Genomic DNA, 15,679 nt, shown 5'->3' on the forward strand with positions numbered 1-15,679 from the left:
GGTCACGGCCGCCCGTAGACGGTATAGAGGATCGCGACCAGGCCCGCGATCTCGCTGCTCGTCGCGAGGACGGACGTCGTCACCGACGACGCACCGAGTACCGTCGGTAACAGGAACCGAAGGACCGTCGGCACCGCGGCCAGCAGCGTGATCCCGAGAGCGAGCCACAGCAGGGGCTTCCGGCGGACGTCCCGGTAGCCGTCGTAGGACCGCTTTGCGATCCAGCACGCGACCACGAACGCCGTCGCTTGCCCGAGGAAGACGGCGACGGCGATCGCCGTCGTCCCGCCTTCGCTTTCGACCGTTTGTAGTAGTGGTCCGAACATGACGCTCACAGGTCTTCGAACAGTCTGGTGAACCGGTCGGCGGGATCCTCGTCGCGGCGGTACACGTCCATTTCCATCGAGCCCTCGGCGATCTCGATCGCCACGCGCTCGAGTCGCGTGCTGTAGGTCTTGTAGTGGTGTCCATCGGGATCGAGTTCCTGATACTCGTCGAGGAACCCCTGGTCCGCGAGCCGCTCGATCCGCCGGTAGATCGTCGGCGGCGAAGCGTCGCAGCGTTCGGTGAGGCGGTCGACGGACATCGGTTCCTCGCTGGCCGCGATGAGGATGCGACGCGCGTACTCGTCGTCGAGTAAGGCGAGTACTTCTTGGTCCTCATCGTCGGTCATTCGATCGTTCGTATGACAGGATGATATAAAAGACCCCACAGTTTCCGGCCGTGAAACCGTGGTTCCAGCCCTATACACGTGCCCGCTGTAGCCCCGCTCGAGATGGTTGCCATCGAAACGACCGGTCTGACCAAGGAGTACGGCGATCTCACCGCCGTCGACGATCTGGATCTGACCGTCGACGACGGCGAGGTGTTCGGCTTCCTCGGCCCCAACGGGGCGGGGAAGTCGACGACGATCAACATGCTACTCGATTTCGCGCGGCCGACCGCGGGGTCGGCGACGGTACTCGGCTACGACGCACAGGCCGAGGCCGACGCGATCAGCCCCCGCGTCGGCGTCCTCCCCGAAGGGTTCGACGTCTACCCCCGGCTGTCCGGCCGCCGCCACATCGAGTTCGCCGCCAAGACGAAAGGGGCCGACGACGATCCCGACGAACTCCTCGAGCGGGTCGGGCTCGATCCCGCGGACGCCGAGCGGCCGGCCGGCGACTACTCGAAGGGGATGCGCCAGCGGCTCGCGACCGGCATGGCACTGGTCGGCGACCCCGACCTGCTGATCATGGACGAGCCCTCGACCGGGCTCGATCCCCACGGCATCCGCGAGATGCAGGACCTCGTCCGTCGCGAGGCCGAGCGGGGGACGACGGTCTTCTTCTCGAGTCACATTCTCGAACACGTCGAGGCGGTCTGTGACCGCGTCGGCGTGTTGAACGAAGGCGAACTCGTCGCCGTCGATACGATCGCGGGACTGCGCGAGGAGATCGGCGGGGGCGCGACGATGACGCTGACCCTGGCCGATCGGAGCGGGGCCGACGCCCGCGACCTCGTCCGCGACCTGTCCGGGATCACCGACGTCACCGCGTCCGGGCGTACCCTCGAGTGTACGGTCACCGAGCCGCCCGCGAAGGCCGACGTCGTCACCGTCGTCGCCGACGCGGGCGTTTCGATCGACGACGTACGGATCGAGGAGGTCTCCCTCGAGTCGCTGTTTACCGCCCTGACGAACGGCGACGCGGCCGAGAACGGGGGGATAACGGGGGCGGCCGAGGCGGACGCGACCGCGGTCGAACCGGAGGTGACCCGATGACCTCGCACATTCCGACCGTCGCCCGCAAGGAGTTCGACGACGCCGGCCGGTCGAAGCTCCTCTGGTCGCTGATCGGGCTGCTCGTCGGGCTGGTCGCGATCGGCTACACCGCGATCTGGTACACGGTCGACGACGTGACCGCGGCCGAGGTGCTGAACTTCCTCGGGCTCCCGCTGCAGGTAATCATTCCGGTCGCCGCGCTGATCGCCGGCTACATGGCCGTCGTCGGCGAGCGTCGATCGGGCAGCATCAAGCTCCTGCTCGGCCTGCCACCGAACCGAACCGACGTCGTGTTCGGCAAGCTACTGGGCCGCACGGCGGTCGTCGGGGTAGCGGTCGGCCTCGCCTTCCTCGCCTCGCTCGTCCTCGGTGCCGTCTTCTTCGGCTCGGTTCCGTTCGCCGACTGGCTGGGTTTCGCCGCCGTCTCCCTGCTGTTCGGGACGACCTTCGTCGGGCTGGCCGTCGGCGTCTCCGCGGCCGTCTCCTCGCGGGGCAAGTCGATGGCCGTCGTCGTCGGGTGCTACATGGTGTTCGTCGCGCTCTGGGAACTGCTCACTGCCGGGCCGTACTACCTCCTCTACGACGAGGGGCCGCCGATCGAGGCCGAGACGTGGTATCTCCTCCTCGAGCAGTTCAACCCCATCTTCGCGTACACCAACTTGGCCAGCAGCGTCGTCGAGGGGACGATCTATCCCTTCCAGTTCCAGTACGGCCTGCAGTCGCCGGAGGCCTATCAGATGACCCCTGCCGAGCGGTTCCCGGGCGACGCACCGTTCTATCTGCAGGACTGGTTCGGCGTCGTCGTCATGCTCGCCTGGCTGGCCGTGCCCGTCGCGATCGGCTACTACCGGTTCAAGCGAACCGATCTCTGAACGCTCGAGCCGCGGCGGCCACCGGGCCGGTGTCCGTAGCCGGTTAGGATCGCATGCGGTGCCCGAGATAGTACGCGATACCGGCTGCGGCCCCGGTAACGACGACTTCGGCGATGCTCGCTCCGAGGTTGCGCCCGATAGCGAGAGGGAACCCGAGCAACAACAGCGCCGCCCCGACTGCAACGACGAGCGCCGCGATCTCGATCGAGACTTCACCGCCGAACCCGGTCCTGACGCTTTCCATACATCAGCCACCGTTTCACAACGAATTAATGCTTTCTCGCTAACAAGACGGTGCGGGCCAGACCGATCGACATATCGGTGTCTTCAAACTGTTTTGGTGCCGGTTCGGCGGCCGCTCTTCGAGGAAGTCTCGCAAATTCCCGCTGCAGAAAACCCGACAGTCGCGTTCGCTTCGGTCGTTCGAATAACCCCAGCGAATATTTCTTCGCACTCTGCACAAAATATATGTGCGTACTGGGAATATGAGTCACTATGGGTTCCCAGTCCGACACCGATGCAGGCACTGACGACGAGGAGAACGAAAAGAACGAACTGCTCGATCGTCTGCTGAGTTTCTTCGCGACGTTCCTCCCGTAAGTCGCCGAAAGGTCGGTCCGTGGGATGCCCCTCGCAAACAGTGGCCGTCGGACCGAGTTCGCCGTACTGGAACGCGGTGATCATCAGCCAGACTGACCGAAGACGGATCGACTATGTCGCTCTGAGTCCCGGATCCCAAATCACGAATTCACCAGTACAGCGTGGACGGAAACAGAAATACTCCACCGCACCACCGTCCAGAGGATACCGTAACGGACCGGCGTTTGAACTGCAGTTTCCAATGGCATCTGACGTCAATCACTTACACCCGTTAAGTGCAGTGCGAATCGCGTTCCGGAGGGGATTCCTCGGATTCTCGGCACCGATTTTCTTCGGTATGATTGCGGCCAGCATCTTCCCGATCGATCTGATCTGGGCACTTCGTCTCAGTCCCATCGGATTCATCGCTGGTGTCTGTTACGGTCTCACGTACTATTACCGATTCACCTATGAGATCACGCCAGACACGTTCGACATCACCTCCGGTGTCTTCGCCCGGCGTTCCCGCGAGATCCCGTATCGGCGGATTCAGAACGTCGATGTGTCACAACGTATCGACCAGCGACTGCTCGGATTGGCCGTCGTCTCGATCGAGACGGCCGGCGACAGCGACACCGAAGCGATGCTGGATTTCGTCGGCGAGGACGAAGCCGATCGGATTCGGAGGGAGATACGCCGCCGGACGGCCGCCGCTGACACAACCGATGATGCCGACAGAGCAGCTACAACGGAGTCAAGCAGTGGTGCGGGTTCCGGCGACACCGGCCACGAGGAACCCGCTCGAACGGATCGCGAACCGACGCTGTTGTTCGAACTAAAACACCGCGAACTACTGCTGTACGCCGTTTCCTCGTTCCGATGGGACACCGTACTCTTTCCGCTCCTGCTATTTCTCTGGATAACTGACGGCGATCTTCGATCCGCGCTGTTGCCGCAGTTCATGTTTGAGATCGCCCGTCCCTTCGGCGGGCCTGTATCGCTCGAGGGTGCTGCGGGCAGTTCTCTCGTCGTGTTACTCGTGATCGCCGCGATCCAATGGGTACTCCTCACGTATCTCGCCAGTATCCTCTACAAGATCGGCACCTACTACGGGCTCTACCTCGGTCGACAGGGCTCTGATCTTGTCTATGAACGAGGTCTGGGTCGACGGTACAGCGGATCGGTCCCGTTCGATAAAGTCCAGTCCGTAACGGTGACCGACAATCCCCTGCAACGATTCGTCGGCTACGCCGGACTGTGGGTCGAAACTGCTGGGTACGGACCCAGAAGCGGCGGCAGTAGTCAATCGGTCGTTCCCCTCGCCGACGCATCTCGCGTCTTCCGCTTCGGGGAATCGCTTACCGGTATCGACCGACCGCAGTTTCGGCGTCCACCGACGACCGCTCGACGCCGATATCTCGTCCGCTACTCGCTCGTGGCTGCCGGTGTAGTCGGTACTGCCTTCGCTATCACCCGGTTCTCTACCATCGAGCGGTGGCAGTATACCGTTCTCACCTTCGCGGTCGTTCCGTTGGCTGCCCATCTGAAATACGTCCATTTGGGGTACGTCGTCGGCGACGAGTGCCTCGTTATCCGACGCGGGTTCTGGCGGCGCCGGACGACCATCGTTCCCTACTACCGAATTCAGACCGTCTCGACGCGTCAATCGATCTTCCAACGCCGGCTCGGACTCGCCTCTCTCGTCGTGGACACAGCCAGTTCACGGACGTTCGCCTGGAGAACGCCTGTGATCTACGATATTGACCTACAGGCGGCTCGAGAAATTCATCGCACCAGTCGGGGGAACCTACAGCGGTCGCTCCGGGACCGCGCACAAAACAATCAATTTCCCGACGGGATTGCGTGAGTTCGCTGGCGTTCGTCCGGATATTCGAAAGAAATTCCGAGTCAGGCGGAGCGGTCCGAGTCGCGTGGACCGCTTCGAAGACGATGTGCGTTCGTGTCGCCCTCAGAAGTACGGGATATCGACGTCGATGATATCACCGTCAGCGTCTGGTCCACAGACACCGAGCCCGGACGATTTACAGAGGGTAGCTGCAACGTCGTCACCGCAACCGCTTGCTCTCTCAGCGACCCAACAGACTCCTTTTACGAACGCGACGCAGCCCACCGGTCCGACGACCGTGATCCCGAGCAGTCCACAGAGGAATCCGCCGAACGCCCCGCACACGTTCCGACAGATCAGCTTCGAAGCGTAGTAACAACCACTACACGAATTGATGTTCAATTCGTCGGGGAGATCAGGTAACGACTGCGCCGGCGTGACGGCATTAGCTCGTTGCAGGTCGTTCGTGAACTGCCGGACCGACGCCTCGTCGGGTCGAATCTCACGCTTTTCGATTGTCGGCTCAGTACTGGCCGCGGAACTGAGGCCCGTTTCCGACGGATAGTCGCTCACGGACAGTTCGTATCGGTCTACTTTTTCAAGGAGTCCGTCGTCGTAATAGTACTCGACATCAAGCTGCGCGAACTCAATCTCGTGCGTGTCCAGGTTCCGGCCGATAATGATCCCAGCACGAGCGTCCGACTCGACGTCTTCGAGTTCATACGCGACGACCTCACGGCGCAGTGTATCGGCCTCAACTCGACCCGCATCGATAGCGTCGGCCTCAAACTCGAACTCGTAACCCAGCTCGGTTGCCGTCTCGAGCAGATCGGCGAACGCCCGAGTTTCTTTGATTTCGCCAGCGACCCTAAGCTTTTCCCGACCTTCGAGAATCGTGATCGGATCTGACGACGTACCGTCGGCTGCTGCAACAGATACCGACATCGATGCCCCGATTCCGACCAGCCCGGCACTGCTAAGTCCTTTTAGCACGTTGCGCCTGTCTATTTTGCTGTCTTTATCGGGCATCCATATAGTATATAAAGATTAGAAATTAAGAATTTTTCTAACGATCATAGATATGTATGAAGAATGTTACTGGTTGGTATGGTAAATATTTTACATGCTATTTCCGACCTCGGAATGAATACACCGTCTACGATGGTTTGAGCGGTCTAATAGGCCGATATGAGAATACCGCAGCGGAAGCCGCGGGAGGGAGTGAACGCTCGGTAACTTAGGGGATTGATTATTAGTCTGATAAGAGGGCCGTGATATTACTGAACTGGTGGTCGTGAAAGCGGGTCACGAAGAGAGGTTCTGCCGCCTCGCTGCTACGCAAACGCGTCGACTCATGAGGTTCGAAAACGGCATGTCGCAGGATTCTGTCGTCCGTTTCCGCTCCGTATTTCGCGTACACCGTCGTGTCTCAATCCATTCTCCTCGTCGCTTTCGGGGCGTAAACGGTCAGAATTCCTCCCGTGAAAACCCGTTTCGTCTCTCGAAAAACGGGGTCTTCGAGCCGTCCCCGGGTTCAAATCGATTGGTGTCCGCTCGATCGGATTGCTTCCACTGTCTTTGAACGCCGCCCGCGAGCGCTACATCCACAGCAGTTGCGCGTGCAGCGTCGCCCCCACCTCGAGGACGTTCGCCTCGTCGATAAAGCCCTCCTCGACGGCGAGTTCGACGGCGCGGGTGCCGACGATGTTGGCCACGTCGGCCTGCGCGAGGCTCTCGACGACGGCGTCCTCTTCCACCGCGTCGCCGCCGTAGAACTCCTCGGTGACGGTCAGCGAGAGGTCGCCCTCCTCGAAGGTCTCGCCGAGGACGTCCTCGTCGCAGACGGCCACCAGCAGCCCCTCCTGGGTCTGTCGTTCGTTGACGATCATCCGATCACTCGAGTTCCCACTCGCGGTCCTCGTCCTCGTCGCCGGTGTCGAGGTCACCGAGTCCGAGATCCTCGAGCCCGATGTCGCCCTGCTGGGGTCGCGACTGCCGGCCGGTCCCGAGTCCGGGCTGGCCGCCGGCTCCCGGCCCGGCACCCATGCCGCCGGCCCCGCCGGGGCCGCCCCGGCCGCCGCCAAGGGTTTCCTTGCGGTCGTCCATCAGCTCCTGTTCGGCCCGCTCGCGCATCTCGTTTGCCTCCTCGGCGATCTCCTCGGCCTGATCGAACTCGCCGAGTTCCTCGAGGATCTCGGCTTTCTCCTCTAAGACCTTCGCGTTGCGCAGGCCCAGCCGGATCGCGTTGTCGATACAGTGTAAGGCCTCCTCGGAGAGGCCCCGCTCCGAGAGGAAGAACGCGCGGTTGAACCAGCCGGCGGCGAAGCGTTCGTCGATCTCGATGGCGCGTTCGGCGTGTTCGAGCGCCTCGGTCGTCTCGCCGAACTCCCAGAGCGCGTAGGCGAGGTTCGTCTCGGCGGTGGCGGCGTGTTCGCTCTCGTCGTCGATCCGCAGCGCCTCGCGGTGGGCCCCGATCGCCTCGTCGTACTCCTCGAGTTCGGCGTGGGCGACGCCCTTGTTGACCCAGGCCTCCTGCTCCAAGCGCTCGTCTTCGGCATAGCGGGCGGTCCGCTCGAAGGCCTCGGTGGCCTGCTCGTAGCGGTTGATCTGCATGTAGTTCAGCCCGACGTCGAGCAACTCGGTGGCGTCGACCTCGTCCGAATCGATGTTGTGTTTGTCCAGCGTGTCGGTGACGACGCGGGAGTCGACGGGGTCGACCTTCGAGGGGTCGACGCCGAGTTCCGGCGGATCCAGATCGAACTCCTCGTAGGGATCGCCGAAGCCCTCGCCCTCGGAGAACTGATGGTCGCGATCGTCGTCTCGGTCAGTCATTAACAGGAATTGGCGACGGCGACTGTTAAGGGCTGCGACCCGGGTAGCGGCGGGGCTCGGGCGTCAGATCCGCTCGCCGAGCCGTCTGGTCACGCCCCGCAGCGACTGGGTGACCGCAGCCGGATGGGGGAGCCCGAGCCGGTACCGGACACGGTCCTGGCGCTTGAACGGTTCGAACACGCCGGGCTCCTCGAGGTCCCAGACCCGCGCCCGCGAGCAGCGGGCACCGCGTCGGTCGAGGACGGCGTTTGCCGCCCGTCGGCCGGCCTCGTTGGCCGACTCCATCGAGGCCAGATCCGAGTTCGTCCGCACGTAGTCGCTGGCCAGCGCGAGGTTTCGGACGCCGACGTCGGCCGGCGGCCGGTTCCGGAGCGAGCCGACGGTGTTGATGAGGAGCGGCGAGCGGTTCTCGACGCCGCCGTCCGCGCGTTGCGTCTCCGACGCAACGCTCTCGACGATCGACGGATCGAGGAACCAGTCGACGAGATGGTCGTCCCGCAGTCGCTCGTTGGGACCGTTCAGATGTGCTTTCAGCTGCGCCCAGATCTCCTTGGCGATCTCCTCGCGGGTACACTCCCGGGCCGGCTTCTGGTGGACGATTCCCGGCGTGTCCCAGTCGGAGGCGATCACCGACAGGACGCCCTCGACCCCGTCGGGACCGCGCCCCTCGAGGTCGTAGTCGGTCCAGAACTGCCGCTGTGAGATCGAGGTCAGCGCCCACGGGGCGTCCGCGTAGACCTGATGCCCCCGCGTCAGCTCGATGTCCGTCGAGAGGTAGAACTGGATCCCGTTCATCCAGGCCGTCTCGAGGCGTTCGATCCGCCCCAGCTCCGGTGCGGCCCGGCGCAGTTGGGGCGTGACGAACTCGGGGGCGACCTCGACCGGCACCGCCAGCACGTAGTCGTCGGCCGCGACCGTCTCACCGTCCGCCAGCGTGGCGCCCGTGACCCGGTGGCCGTCGAACTCGAGGGCCCGCGCGGGCGTCTCCGGCCGGAAATCGACGCCCAGCGACTCGAGGTGGCGGACCCAGGGGTCGATCCAGGCCTCGTTGGTCGGTGCGTTCAGGATCCGCTCGGTCGGCGCGGTCGGGTCGAGCTGGCCGAACAGCAACTGCAGGTAGATCGTCCCGACGGTCCGGGCGCTGCCGACCTGCGGTCGGAGCGCGACCAGCGCCTGCGTGGCGTAGGCGAGTCGGTCACGAAACTCCGGCGAGCGGTTCTCGGCGTCGATGAACTCCCACCACGAGACGTCGTCGAGTTCCTCCTCGCGTCGCTGCTGACAGGCCGTCAGCAGGTAGAGCAGTCGCTCGAGGAGGTATCGAACGTCCTCACGGGGCAGGTCCTCGGCGAAGGCCGGGCGCAGCGCCGCGAGCCAGCCACGGACCGAGTCGGGCGTCTTCGTCTCGGCGATCCGTTCCTGACCGTCGGTACTCGCGATCAGGGTCGCTTCGGTCTCGACGAGGTTGTCCGCGACGACCCCGTCGCCGTCGGGGACCCGCTCCATCGTCTCGACGACGTGCCGGTAGAACGCCGGAAAGAACCGGAAGCCGTGTTCGCCCTGAAGCGCGTCCGGCTCGTCCGTGATCGGCATCGAGCGCGCTTTGCCGCCGAAGCGATCGTTGGCCTCGAAGACGGTCACCTCGAGTCCCCGCTCGGCGAGTTCGTGGGCCGCGGTGAGGCCGCCGATCCCGCCGCCGAGGACGGCTACGTCGGTCATTACCCTCTCTGGGGTCCCAGCCGTCATAACGCGACCCCCTAACTACGAACTGCCCGGGGCGGATGCCGCCGGTTCGGGTACCCGTCACGCTTGAGTGGCCCGCCGACGAGGCTCCGCGTATGCGACTGTTCGCCAGCGTCGACCTCCCCGACGATCTCGCTGAGCCGGTCGCCGATCTCCAAGACGAGTTCGCGGACGCGAGCGGCCTCGAGTTCACCGACCCAGCACAGGCCCACGTCACGATGAGGTTCCTCGGTGACGTGGACGAGGACCGACTGCCGGCCCTCGAGCGGGCACTCGGGGCGGCGGTCGCCGACGCCGCCGTCGACCCCTTCACGGTTCGCTACGGCGGGCTGGGTGTCTTCCCGAGCCTCGAGTACATCAGCGTCGTCTGGCTGGGCGTCGCGGACGGCGACGAGGAGCTGACCCGGCTGCACGAGGCCATCGAGGACCGAACGACGGCGATGGGGTTCGATCCCGACGACCACGACTTTACGCCACACGTCACGCTCGCCCGGATGACGCACGCCGGCGGGAAGGAACTGGTCCAAGAACTCGTTGAGGAGCGCGAGCCGGCGATCGGCGAGGCCCGCGTCGACGAGGTCCGACTCACCGAGAGTACCCTCACCGACGAGGGGCCGGTCTATTCGACCGTGGCGTCGTTCCCGCTCGAGTGACCGTCGGGGACGGACCGGCCTCACCGTACGTGACGCCCGTTCTCGGGCGGCGGTTCGAGAACCGAACCCCGTCTTCGGGACGTGTTCGCGCGGTCTCGTGCCCGTTCGAGGGCCGACCGGCCGGCCCCACCAGATGGACAAGATTTTAAGCCACCGCGGGCTACGTCCGGCTACTATGGGTAAGAAATCGAAGGGCAAGAAGAAGCGACTTGCCAAACTCGAGAACCAGAACAGCCGCGTGCCGGCCTGGGTCATGATGAAGACGGACATGGAAGTCCAGCGCAACCCCAAGCGACGCAACTGGCGGCGCAACGACACTGACGAGTAACGATGAGTGCAAGTGATTTCGAGGAACGCGTCGTCACCGTTCCCCTGCGAGACGTCAAGAAGGGCGCGAACCACGAGGCCGCCGACTACGCGATGCGACTGGTCCGCGAACACCTCGCGAAACACTTCGCGGTCGAGGAAGACGCCATCCGACTGGACCCCTCGATCAACGAGGAAGTCTGGTCGAACGGGCGCTCGAACCCGCCGCGAAAGCTTCGCGTCCGCGCGGCCCGCTTCGACGAAGAGGGCGAAGCGGTCGTCGAAGCCGAGGTCGCCGACTAAACTTGCAACGCCTCGCCTTCGCCGGGTCGGCCTACGTCGGCGTCTTCGCCCGCGCGACCGACTCGTGCGTACTCGTTCGCCACGATGTCGACGACGACGTCGTCGCCGATCTGTCCGACGAACTCGAGGTCCCCGTCGTTCCCACGACCGTCGGCGGCTCCTCGACGGTCGGTGCCCTAGCGACGGGTAACGAGAACGGCCTGCTCGTCAGCTCCCGGGTCCTCGAGTACGAACTCGAGACCCTCGCGGACGAGATCGACGTGCCCGTCGCCGAACTGCCCGGCAGTATCAATGCCGCCGGCAACGTCGTCCTCGCGAACGATTACGGGGCCTACGTCCATCCGAATCTGCCCCGCGAGGCGATCCAGATCGTCGAAGACACCCTTGAGGTCCCCGTCGAGCGCGGCGACCTCGCCGGCGTCCGGACCGTCGGCACCGCCGCGGTGGCGACCAACACCGGCGTCCTCTGTCACCCGAAAGCTACCGACGCCGAACTCGACGGGCTCGAGGAGGCCCTGGACGTTCGGGCCGACGTCGGCACGGTCAACTACGGCGCGCCGTTGGTCGGCTCCGGCCTGATCGCCAACGAGGCCGGCTACGTCGTCGGCGAGGACACGACCGGCCCCGAACTCGGCCGGATCGAGGACGCGCTGGGCTATCTCGACTGACGGTCAGTCCCCCCGATTTCGATTCTCACGTCTTCTCGAGCGGCCGCGATCGACGTCGCTTGACGCCGGTATTTCGTCTTCTCGAGGCTTCTTCCGACCGATATCTATATTTACTCGCTAACGGGTACCTACTGTATGGTCTGGCAGGATTTGCTCTTCATGGCCGGTAGTCTGCTCTCGGTGGTCGTTCTCGCGCCCGCGCTTCGGGACGTAAACGCGCGGATCCCCCTCGCGACGAGTCTCCCCAAGATGGCGTTGGGCGGCGTCTACGCGATCACGTTCGCGACGATGGGCATGTCGCTGGCCGCGGTCGGCCTCCTCGCCACCGGGGTCATGTGGGGGCTGCTCGCGGCGTATCGGTCGCCGTCGGCGACCGCGCCCGCTCGCTCCCGCCCGAACGTGCCGGTCGGTACGGTCGAAAACGATGGACAACGGCCGCTTCGGCGACTCGAGGACTGATTACTGCCGCTCGAACCGATGGCGGACGATGTCGCTGTCGTCGTCCCACTCGAAGTTCTCGTGGGCGTGATCGAGCATGCGTCGGTACCCCTCGAGGTCGTCCATCCCTTCGGCTCGGGCGTCCTCGTCGGTCAGGTCCCCGAGCGTGCGTTCTCGCACCGCGGTCACCTCGAAGGTCGTGTCGTCGATCACGAACGTGTCTCCTTCGTCGGCATACTGCTGGCCGCGATGGATCTGGGTGACCGCGCCCTCGAGGGCCTGCTCTCGCATTCGCTCGCTGGGCAACAACTCGTCGGGATCGAGTTCGCTCATGCGGCCGGGTTCGATCGCCCGTCGGAAAACGCTTGACCCTTCGCTCGTGGGGAACGTCGGGGAGAGACCCTCGTTCCGGCACCTCGCGTCGGTCGGCGGCCGTCGAATGGGAAGGGAAGATTCTTCCGACTGCCTGCCGGAGGGATAGGCATGAGTCAATTTACGGTCAGTGGTCGGTTCAAGAACCGCGACGGGTTCGCGGAGTTCGAGACGACCATCGACGCCGAGAACGAGAACGTCGCTCGCGAATACGCCTACACGCAGCTCGGAAGCCAGCACGGGCTCAAACGTACCGAGATCGAACTCGAGGAGGTATCCCAATAATGGGTCAGCAGCAACTCCAGCAGCTGTCCCAGGAGCTTCAGGAGATCGAAGAACAGATCGAAGGTCTGCAGGCGAACGTCGAAGCCCTGCGACAGGAACAGACCGAGGTCGACGAGGCCATCGAAGCGATCGAGACCCTCGAGACCGGCTCGACGGTCCAGATGCCGCTTGGCGGCGGTGCCTACCTGCGAACGACGATCGAAAACATCGACGAGGTCATCGTCGACCTCGGCGCCGACTACGCCGCGGAGTTCGAGGAGGGCGACGCTGTCGACGCCCTCGAGAACAAGAAGGATCACCTCGACGACCAGATCGACGAACTCAACGAGGAGATCTCGGAACTCGAGACCGAGAGCGACGAACTCGAGCAGCAGGCCCAGCAGCTCCAGCAGCAGGCGATGCAACAGCAGATGCAGGGAATGGGCCAGGGCCAGCCCGACGAGTAACGCGGCGTAGATACTTTCATCGCCAGCCATGTTCGATAACCTGAAGGACAAGCTCGGAAGCTTCCGCGACGACGCCGAAGAAGCCGCCGAGGAGAACGTCGAGGAGGTCGACGAGGAAGACCTCGAAGCGGACGAACTCGCCGACGGCGACGCCGATACCGAACCGACGGAATCGGCCGACGCGGAACCGGCGAGGTCGGCGGACGCGGAAGCCACCGATACTACCGCCGACGCCGAACCGGCGAGGTCGGCGGACGCGGAAGCCACCGATACTACCGCCGACGCCGAGACGGCGGCCGCCGCGGTCGAACCGGACGCGTCGGTCACTTCCGAGTCGGGAACGGAGCCGACGACCGAGACCGCCACCGCGGACGCGGCCGAATCCGCGGGGCAGGAACCAGCGACCGGCCCCGATCTCGAGGCCGACGACGCCGGTTCGGCCCCGGACGAACCGGTCTCGGACGAGGGGCCGGCCGGCGACGAAGACGACGAGGCCGCGGCGGACGACGAAGACGACGGCGGTCGGACCGGGCTCGGTGCCAGAGCCCGCTCGCTCTTTTCGGGGTCGTCCGACGACGCCGAATCCGATGCCGACGAAACCGGTTCCGACGACGAGCCGGTCGACGCCGCGACGCCGGACGAGGCGGCGGCAGAGACGGCGACGGTCGACGACCCGGCCGCCGAAACGGCGGTCGACGAGGGGCCAGTCGCCGGGGACGCCGACGAGACCACGGATGAGGCCGACGCCGACGAGGACGATGCGACCGCCGACAACGGCGGGACCGGCTTCGGCGCGAAGGCCAAGTCCCTCGTCAAGGGGAAGTTCGTCATCGAGGAAGAGGACCTCGAGGGGCCGCTGCACGAACTCGAGATGGCGCTGCTTTCCAGCGACGTCGAGATGGGCGTCGCCGAGGAGATCCTCGACAACATCCGCGACGAACTGATCGGGGAGACCCGGACCTTCACGACCTCGACCGGCGAGGTCGTCGAGGACGCGCTACACAACGCGATCTACGACGTGATCAGCGTCGGTCAGTTCGACTTCGACGAGCGCATCGCCGAGGCCGACAAGCCGGTCACCATCGTCTTCACCGGCGTCAACGGCGTCGGGAAGACGACCTCGATCGCCAAACTGAGCCGCTACTTCGAGGAGCGGGGCTACTCGACAGTGATGGCCAACGGCGACACCTACCGCGCCGGTGCCAACGAGCAGATCCAGGAACACGCCGACGCGCTCGAGACGAAACTCATCAGTCACGAACAGGGCGGCGACCCCGCTGCGGTGTTGTACGACGCCGTCGAGTACGCCGAGGCCAACGACGTCGACGTCGTGCTGGGCGATACCGCCGGCCGGCTCCACACCGACGAGGGACTGATGGATCAACTCGAGAAGATCGACCGCGTCGTCGGCCCGGACATGACGCTGTTCGTCGACGAGGCGGTGGCGGGACAGGACGCGGTCAACCGCGCTCGGGAGTTCAACGACGCCGCCGAAATCGACGGCGCGATCCTGACGAAGGCCGACGCCGACTCCAACGGCGGCGCGGCGATTTCGATCGCTCACGTCACCGGGAAGCCGATCCTGTTCCTCGGCGTCGGGCAGGGATACGACGACTTGGAGCGGTTCGATCCAGACGAGATGCTCGACCGGCTGCTCGAGGACGAGGCGTAACGCCCATTCGTCGCCGCTGGATTCTCGAAAGATCGTCCGCGGAGTCGAAGGCTTGAACGACGATTCTCCCGATCTCACGGCGGGTAACGAGACCCCAACCGTGGTGAGCCTCGTCGGACCGCCGGTCCGACGCTGGCACGGGACCTCGATCGACTGCTCGAGGGGTCGGAGCCCCGACCGTACCAGTGGATCGATCGTTCTTTCAGAAGATACTTATTGTTAGTTTGAGACGTTAGCGTATGAACCGCCTCCGACCTCGCCGCGGGTTCCTCGCGTCGGTCGTCACGACCGTCGCGGTCACGACGGGCGGTTTCGAGTACGCGTCGGGCGGGCCGACCGGCCCGCCGCTGGACTCCGGAACCGTCCCGGCCGATTGGTTCGAGTGTGACGACGTCAACCGTCCCGATCCCGATCCGCCGGACGACGCCCCGCTCGAGCCGCGGACGTATCCGTCGTCGCCGTCGTCGCTGGACGATACCATGGTCGAATACGTCACGACGTTCGAGCGGGCGTATCAACACAACGCGTTTCTCGGCCAGTACGGTGCCGAAGCACGGACCGTCGACCTCCGCCGAACGGACGGCCGTGTGGCTGCCGTCGGGTCGGCGACGAACCCGGACGCGGTCATGGTCGCGATCCGATACGACCTGACGACCGGGACCGGCCGCTCGAGCGTCGACCCGCGTGACAGGTGGGACATCCGCGCCGTCTATTACGTCGACGAGAACGTCGTCCTTCGATCCCGGTACCACGGACTCGCCGAGGAGTTGCGCTTCGAGCCCGATCCACGAACCCAGGGCGAACTCGTCGCCTGTTTCGACTAACCGGCCCTGCTCCGAATCCGGCGTCGCCGTCGGGTACGGTACCGGAATCAATTACCGCTACCGACGACGGGTGGCGTCCCG

General features: G+C 64.7%; 20 protein-coding genes. 12 read left to right on the forward strand and 8 right to left on the reverse strand.

The genetic code is table 11. From position 1 onward, the window contains the following. Positions 1 to 2: 2 nt before the first annotated feature. Together ACERIM_RS09490 and ACERIM_RS09495 are read right to left on the reverse strand one after the other, a co-directional pair. Positions 3 to 326 (reverse strand): hypothetical protein, encoded by a 324-nt coding sequence (locus ACERIM_RS09490; RefSeq protein ID WP_049965353.1) that lies wholly within the window; start codon positions 324 to 326, stop codon positions 3 to 5. Between the two features lie 5 nt (positions 327 to 331). Further along, positions 332 to 673, reverse strand: coding sequence for a winged helix-turn-helix domain-containing protein (locus ACERIM_RS09495; RefSeq protein ID WP_006182977.1), 342 nt, complete (start codon positions 671 to 673; stop codon positions 332 to 334). Positions 674 to 775: 102 nt separating this feature from the next. Here ACERIM_RS09495 and ACERIM_RS09500 point away from each other — a divergent pair, with 102 nt between their 5' ends. Continuing rightward, positions 776 to 1,762: an ATP-binding cassette domain-containing protein gene (locus ACERIM_RS09500; RefSeq protein WP_373632287.1), complete on the forward strand. Its 987-nt coding sequence runs from the start codon at positions 776 to 778 to the stop codon at positions 1,760 to 1,762. Continuing rightward, a complete protein-coding gene (locus ACERIM_RS09505; RefSeq protein WP_373632289.1) occupies positions 1,759 to 2,634 on the forward strand; it encodes an ABC transporter permease in 876 nt (291 codons plus the stop codon). Before ACERIM_RS09500 ends, ACERIM_RS09505 begins: the two co-directional genes overlap by 4 nt. Before the next feature lie 43 nt (positions 2,635 to 2,677). Here the strand turns inward: ACERIM_RS09505 and ACERIM_RS09510 are convergent, their stop codons facing one another. After that, positions 2,678 to 2,878: a hypothetical protein gene (locus ACERIM_RS09510; protein WP_006648342.1), complete on the reverse strand. Its 201-nt coding sequence runs from the start codon at positions 2,876 to 2,878 to the stop codon at positions 2,678 to 2,680. 597 nt (positions 2,879 to 3,475) lie between these two features. Between ACERIM_RS09510 and ACERIM_RS09515 the strand changes: the two genes are divergently transcribed. After that, positions 3,476 to 5,080 (forward strand): PH domain-containing protein, encoded by a 1,605-nt coding sequence (locus ACERIM_RS09515; protein ID WP_373632290.1) that lies wholly within the window; start codon positions 3,476 to 3,478, stop codon positions 5,078 to 5,080. Between the two features lie 102 nt (positions 5,081 to 5,182). On the opposite strand, the gene ACERIM_RS09520 is transcribed toward ACERIM_RS09515, so the two are convergent. The 4 genes from ACERIM_RS09520 to ACERIM_RS09535 form a co-directional block, all read right to left on the reverse strand. Then, positions 5,183 to 6,088 (reverse strand): halocin C8-like domain-containing protein, encoded by a 906-nt coding sequence (locus tag ACERIM_RS09520; RefSeq protein WP_373632292.1) that lies wholly within the window; start codon positions 6,086 to 6,088, stop codon positions 5,183 to 5,185. 569 nt (positions 6,089 to 6,657) lie between these two features. Further along, a complete protein-coding gene (locus ACERIM_RS09525; RefSeq protein WP_006648339.1) occupies positions 6,658 to 6,948 on the reverse strand; it encodes a DUF424 domain-containing protein in 291 nt (96 codons plus the stop codon). A gap of 4 nt (positions 6,949 to 6,952) precedes the next feature. Then, complete coding sequence (locus ACERIM_RS09530; RefSeq protein ID WP_373632294.1) at positions 6,953 to 7,891, reverse strand: tetratricopeptide repeat protein; 939 nt, start codon at positions 7,889 to 7,891, stop codon at positions 6,953 to 6,955. 63 nt (positions 7,892 to 7,954) lie between these two features. Beyond that, entirely contained in the window at positions 7,955 to 9,607 is a 1,653-nt protein-coding gene (locus ACERIM_RS09535) for an FAD-dependent oxidoreductase (protein ID WP_373632296.1), read from the reverse strand. Between the two features lie 119 nt (positions 9,608 to 9,726). Here ACERIM_RS09535 and thpR point away from each other — a divergent pair, with 119 nt between their 5' ends. From thpR to ACERIM_RS09560, 5 genes are all read left to right on the forward strand, one after another. Then, positions 9,727 to 10,284 carry an RNA 2',3'-cyclic phosphodiesterase gene (thpR, locus tag ACERIM_RS09540; RefSeq protein ID WP_373632297.1) on the forward strand — a complete coding sequence of 186 codons (558 nt, stop codon included), beginning with the start codon at positions 9,727 to 9,729 and terminating at the stop codon, positions 10,282 to 10,284. A gap of 175 nt (positions 10,285 to 10,459) precedes the next feature. After that, a complete protein-coding gene (locus tag ACERIM_RS09545; protein ID WP_004267621.1) occupies positions 10,460 to 10,612 on the forward strand; it encodes a 50S ribosomal protein L39e in 153 nt (50 codons plus the stop codon). 2 nt (positions 10,613 to 10,614) lie between these two features. Next, positions 10,615 to 10,893, forward strand: coding sequence for a 50S ribosomal protein L31e (locus ACERIM_RS09550; RefSeq protein WP_006182969.1), 279 nt, complete (start codon positions 10,615 to 10,617; stop codon positions 10,891 to 10,893). 2 nt (positions 10,894 to 10,895) lie between these two features. Continuing rightward, on the forward strand, positions 10,896 to 11,561 hold the full coding sequence (locus ACERIM_RS09555) for a translation initiation factor IF-6 (protein ID WP_373632300.1): 666 nt from the start codon (positions 10,896 to 10,898) through the stop codon (positions 11,559 to 11,561). 135 nt (positions 11,562 to 11,696) lie between these two features. Continuing rightward, on the forward strand, positions 11,697 to 12,020 hold the full coding sequence (locus tag ACERIM_RS09560; RefSeq protein ID WP_373632302.1) for a hypothetical protein: 324 nt from the start codon (positions 11,697 to 11,699) through the stop codon (positions 12,018 to 12,020). On the opposite strand, the gene ACERIM_RS09565 is transcribed toward ACERIM_RS09560, so the two are convergent. Further along, positions 12,021 to 12,332 carry an ASCH domain-containing protein gene (locus ACERIM_RS09565; protein ID WP_373632304.1) on the reverse strand — a complete coding sequence of 104 codons (312 nt, stop codon included), beginning with the start codon at positions 12,330 to 12,332 and terminating at the stop codon, positions 12,021 to 12,023. It lies immediately after the preceding gene. 150 nt (positions 12,333 to 12,482) lie between these two features. On the opposite strand from ACERIM_RS09565, the gene rpl18a reads away from it, so the two are divergent. From rpl18a to ACERIM_RS09585, 4 genes are all read left to right on the forward strand, one after another. Then, complete coding sequence (gene rpl18a, locus ACERIM_RS09570) at positions 12,483 to 12,656, forward strand: 50S ribosomal protein L18Ae (protein ID WP_006182965.1); 174 nt, start codon at positions 12,483 to 12,485, stop codon at positions 12,654 to 12,656. After that, positions 12,656 to 13,102, forward strand: a complete 447-nt coding sequence (gene pfdA, locus ACERIM_RS09575) for a prefoldin subunit alpha (RefSeq protein WP_006648332.1) — start codon at positions 12,656 to 12,658, stop codon at positions 13,100 to 13,102. The genes rpl18a and pfdA overlap by 1 nt, the downstream gene beginning before the upstream one ends. A 28-nt stretch (positions 13,103 to 13,130) precedes the next feature. Next, positions 13,131 to 14,774 (forward strand): signal recognition particle-docking protein FtsY, encoded by a 1,644-nt coding sequence (gene ftsY / locus ACERIM_RS09580; RefSeq protein ID WP_373632306.1) that lies wholly within the window; start codon positions 13,131 to 13,133, stop codon positions 14,772 to 14,774. A gap of 239 nt (positions 14,775 to 15,013) precedes the next feature. Beyond that, on the forward strand, positions 15,014 to 15,598 hold the full coding sequence (locus tag ACERIM_RS09585; RefSeq protein ID WP_373632308.1) for a hypothetical protein: 585 nt from the start codon (positions 15,014 to 15,016) through the stop codon (positions 15,596 to 15,598). The last annotated feature ends 81 nt before the right edge of the window (positions 15,599 to 15,679 follow it).

Origin of the sequence: Natrinema sp. H-ect1, from assembly GCF_041821105.1 — an archaeon.
Lineage (GTDB): Archaea > Halobacteriota > Halobacteria > Halobacteriales > Natrialbaceae > Natrinema > Natrinema thermotolerans.

What these genes read in the sequence shown, in the direction of transcription:
- ACERIM_RS09490 (WP_049965353.1), bottom strand. Translation starts at nt 326, where the DNA reads ATGTTCGGACCACTACTACAAACGGTCGAAAGCGAAGGCGGGACGACG.
- ACERIM_RS09495 (WP_006182977.1), bottom strand. Translation starts at nt 673, where the DNA reads ATGACCGACGATGAGGACCAAGAAGTACTCGCCTTACTCGACGACGAG.
- ACERIM_RS09500 (WP_373632287.1), top strand. Translation starts at nt 776, where the DNA reads ATGGTTGCCATCGAAACGACCGGTCTGACCAAGGAGTACGGCGATCTC.
- ACERIM_RS09505 (WP_373632289.1), top strand. Translation starts at nt 1,759, where the DNA reads ATGACCTCGCACATTCCGACCGTCGCCCGCAAGGAGTTCGACGACGCC.
- ACERIM_RS09510 (WP_006648342.1), bottom strand. Translation starts at nt 2,878, where the DNA reads ATGGAAAGCGTCAGGACCGGGTTCGGCGGTGAAGTCTCGATCGAGATC.
- ACERIM_RS09515 (WP_373632290.1), top strand. Translation starts at nt 3,476, where the DNA reads ATGGCATCTGACGTCAATCACTTACACCCGTTAAGTGCAGTGCGAATC.
- ACERIM_RS09520 (WP_373632292.1), bottom strand. Translation starts at nt 6,088, where the DNA reads ATGCCCGATAAAGACAGCAAAATAGACAGGCGCAACGTGCTAAAAGGA.
- ACERIM_RS09525 (WP_006648339.1), bottom strand. Translation starts at nt 6,948, where the DNA reads ATGATCGTCAACGAACGACAGACCCAGGAGGGGCTGCTGGTGGCCGTC.
- ACERIM_RS09530 (WP_373632294.1), bottom strand. Translation starts at nt 7,891, where the DNA reads ATGACTGACCGAGACGACGATCGCGACCATCAGTTCTCCGAGGGCGAG.
- ACERIM_RS09535 (WP_373632296.1), bottom strand. Translation starts at nt 9,607, where the DNA reads ATGACCGACGTAGCCGTCCTCGGCGGCGGGATCGGCGGCCTCACCGCG.
- thpR (WP_373632297.1), top strand. Translation starts at nt 9,727, where the DNA reads ATGCGACTGTTCGCCAGCGTCGACCTCCCCGACGATCTCGCTGAGCCG.
- ACERIM_RS09545 (WP_004267621.1), top strand. Translation starts at nt 10,460, where the DNA reads ATGGGTAAGAAATCGAAGGGCAAGAAGAAGCGACTTGCCAAACTCGAG.
- ACERIM_RS09550 (WP_006182969.1), top strand. Translation starts at nt 10,615, where the DNA reads ATGAGTGCAAGTGATTTCGAGGAACGCGTCGTCACCGTTCCCCTGCGA.
- ACERIM_RS09560 (WP_373632302.1), top strand. Translation starts at nt 11,697, where the DNA reads ATGGTCTGGCAGGATTTGCTCTTCATGGCCGGTAGTCTGCTCTCGGTG.
- ACERIM_RS09565 (WP_373632304.1), bottom strand. Translation starts at nt 12,332, where the DNA reads ATGAGCGAACTCGATCCCGACGAGTTGTTGCCCAGCGAGCGAATGCGA.
- rpl18a (WP_006182965.1), top strand. Translation starts at nt 12,483, where the DNA reads ATGAGTCAATTTACGGTCAGTGGTCGGTTCAAGAACCGCGACGGGTTC.
- pfdA (WP_006648332.1), top strand. Translation starts at nt 12,656, where the DNA reads ATGGGTCAGCAGCAACTCCAGCAGCTGTCCCAGGAGCTTCAGGAGATC.
- ftsY (WP_373632306.1), top strand. Translation starts at nt 13,131, where the DNA reads ATGTTCGATAACCTGAAGGACAAGCTCGGAAGCTTCCGCGACGACGCC.
- ACERIM_RS09585 (WP_373632308.1), top strand. Translation starts at nt 15,014, where the DNA reads ATGAACCGCCTCCGACCTCGCCGCGGGTTCCTCGCGTCGGTCGTCACG.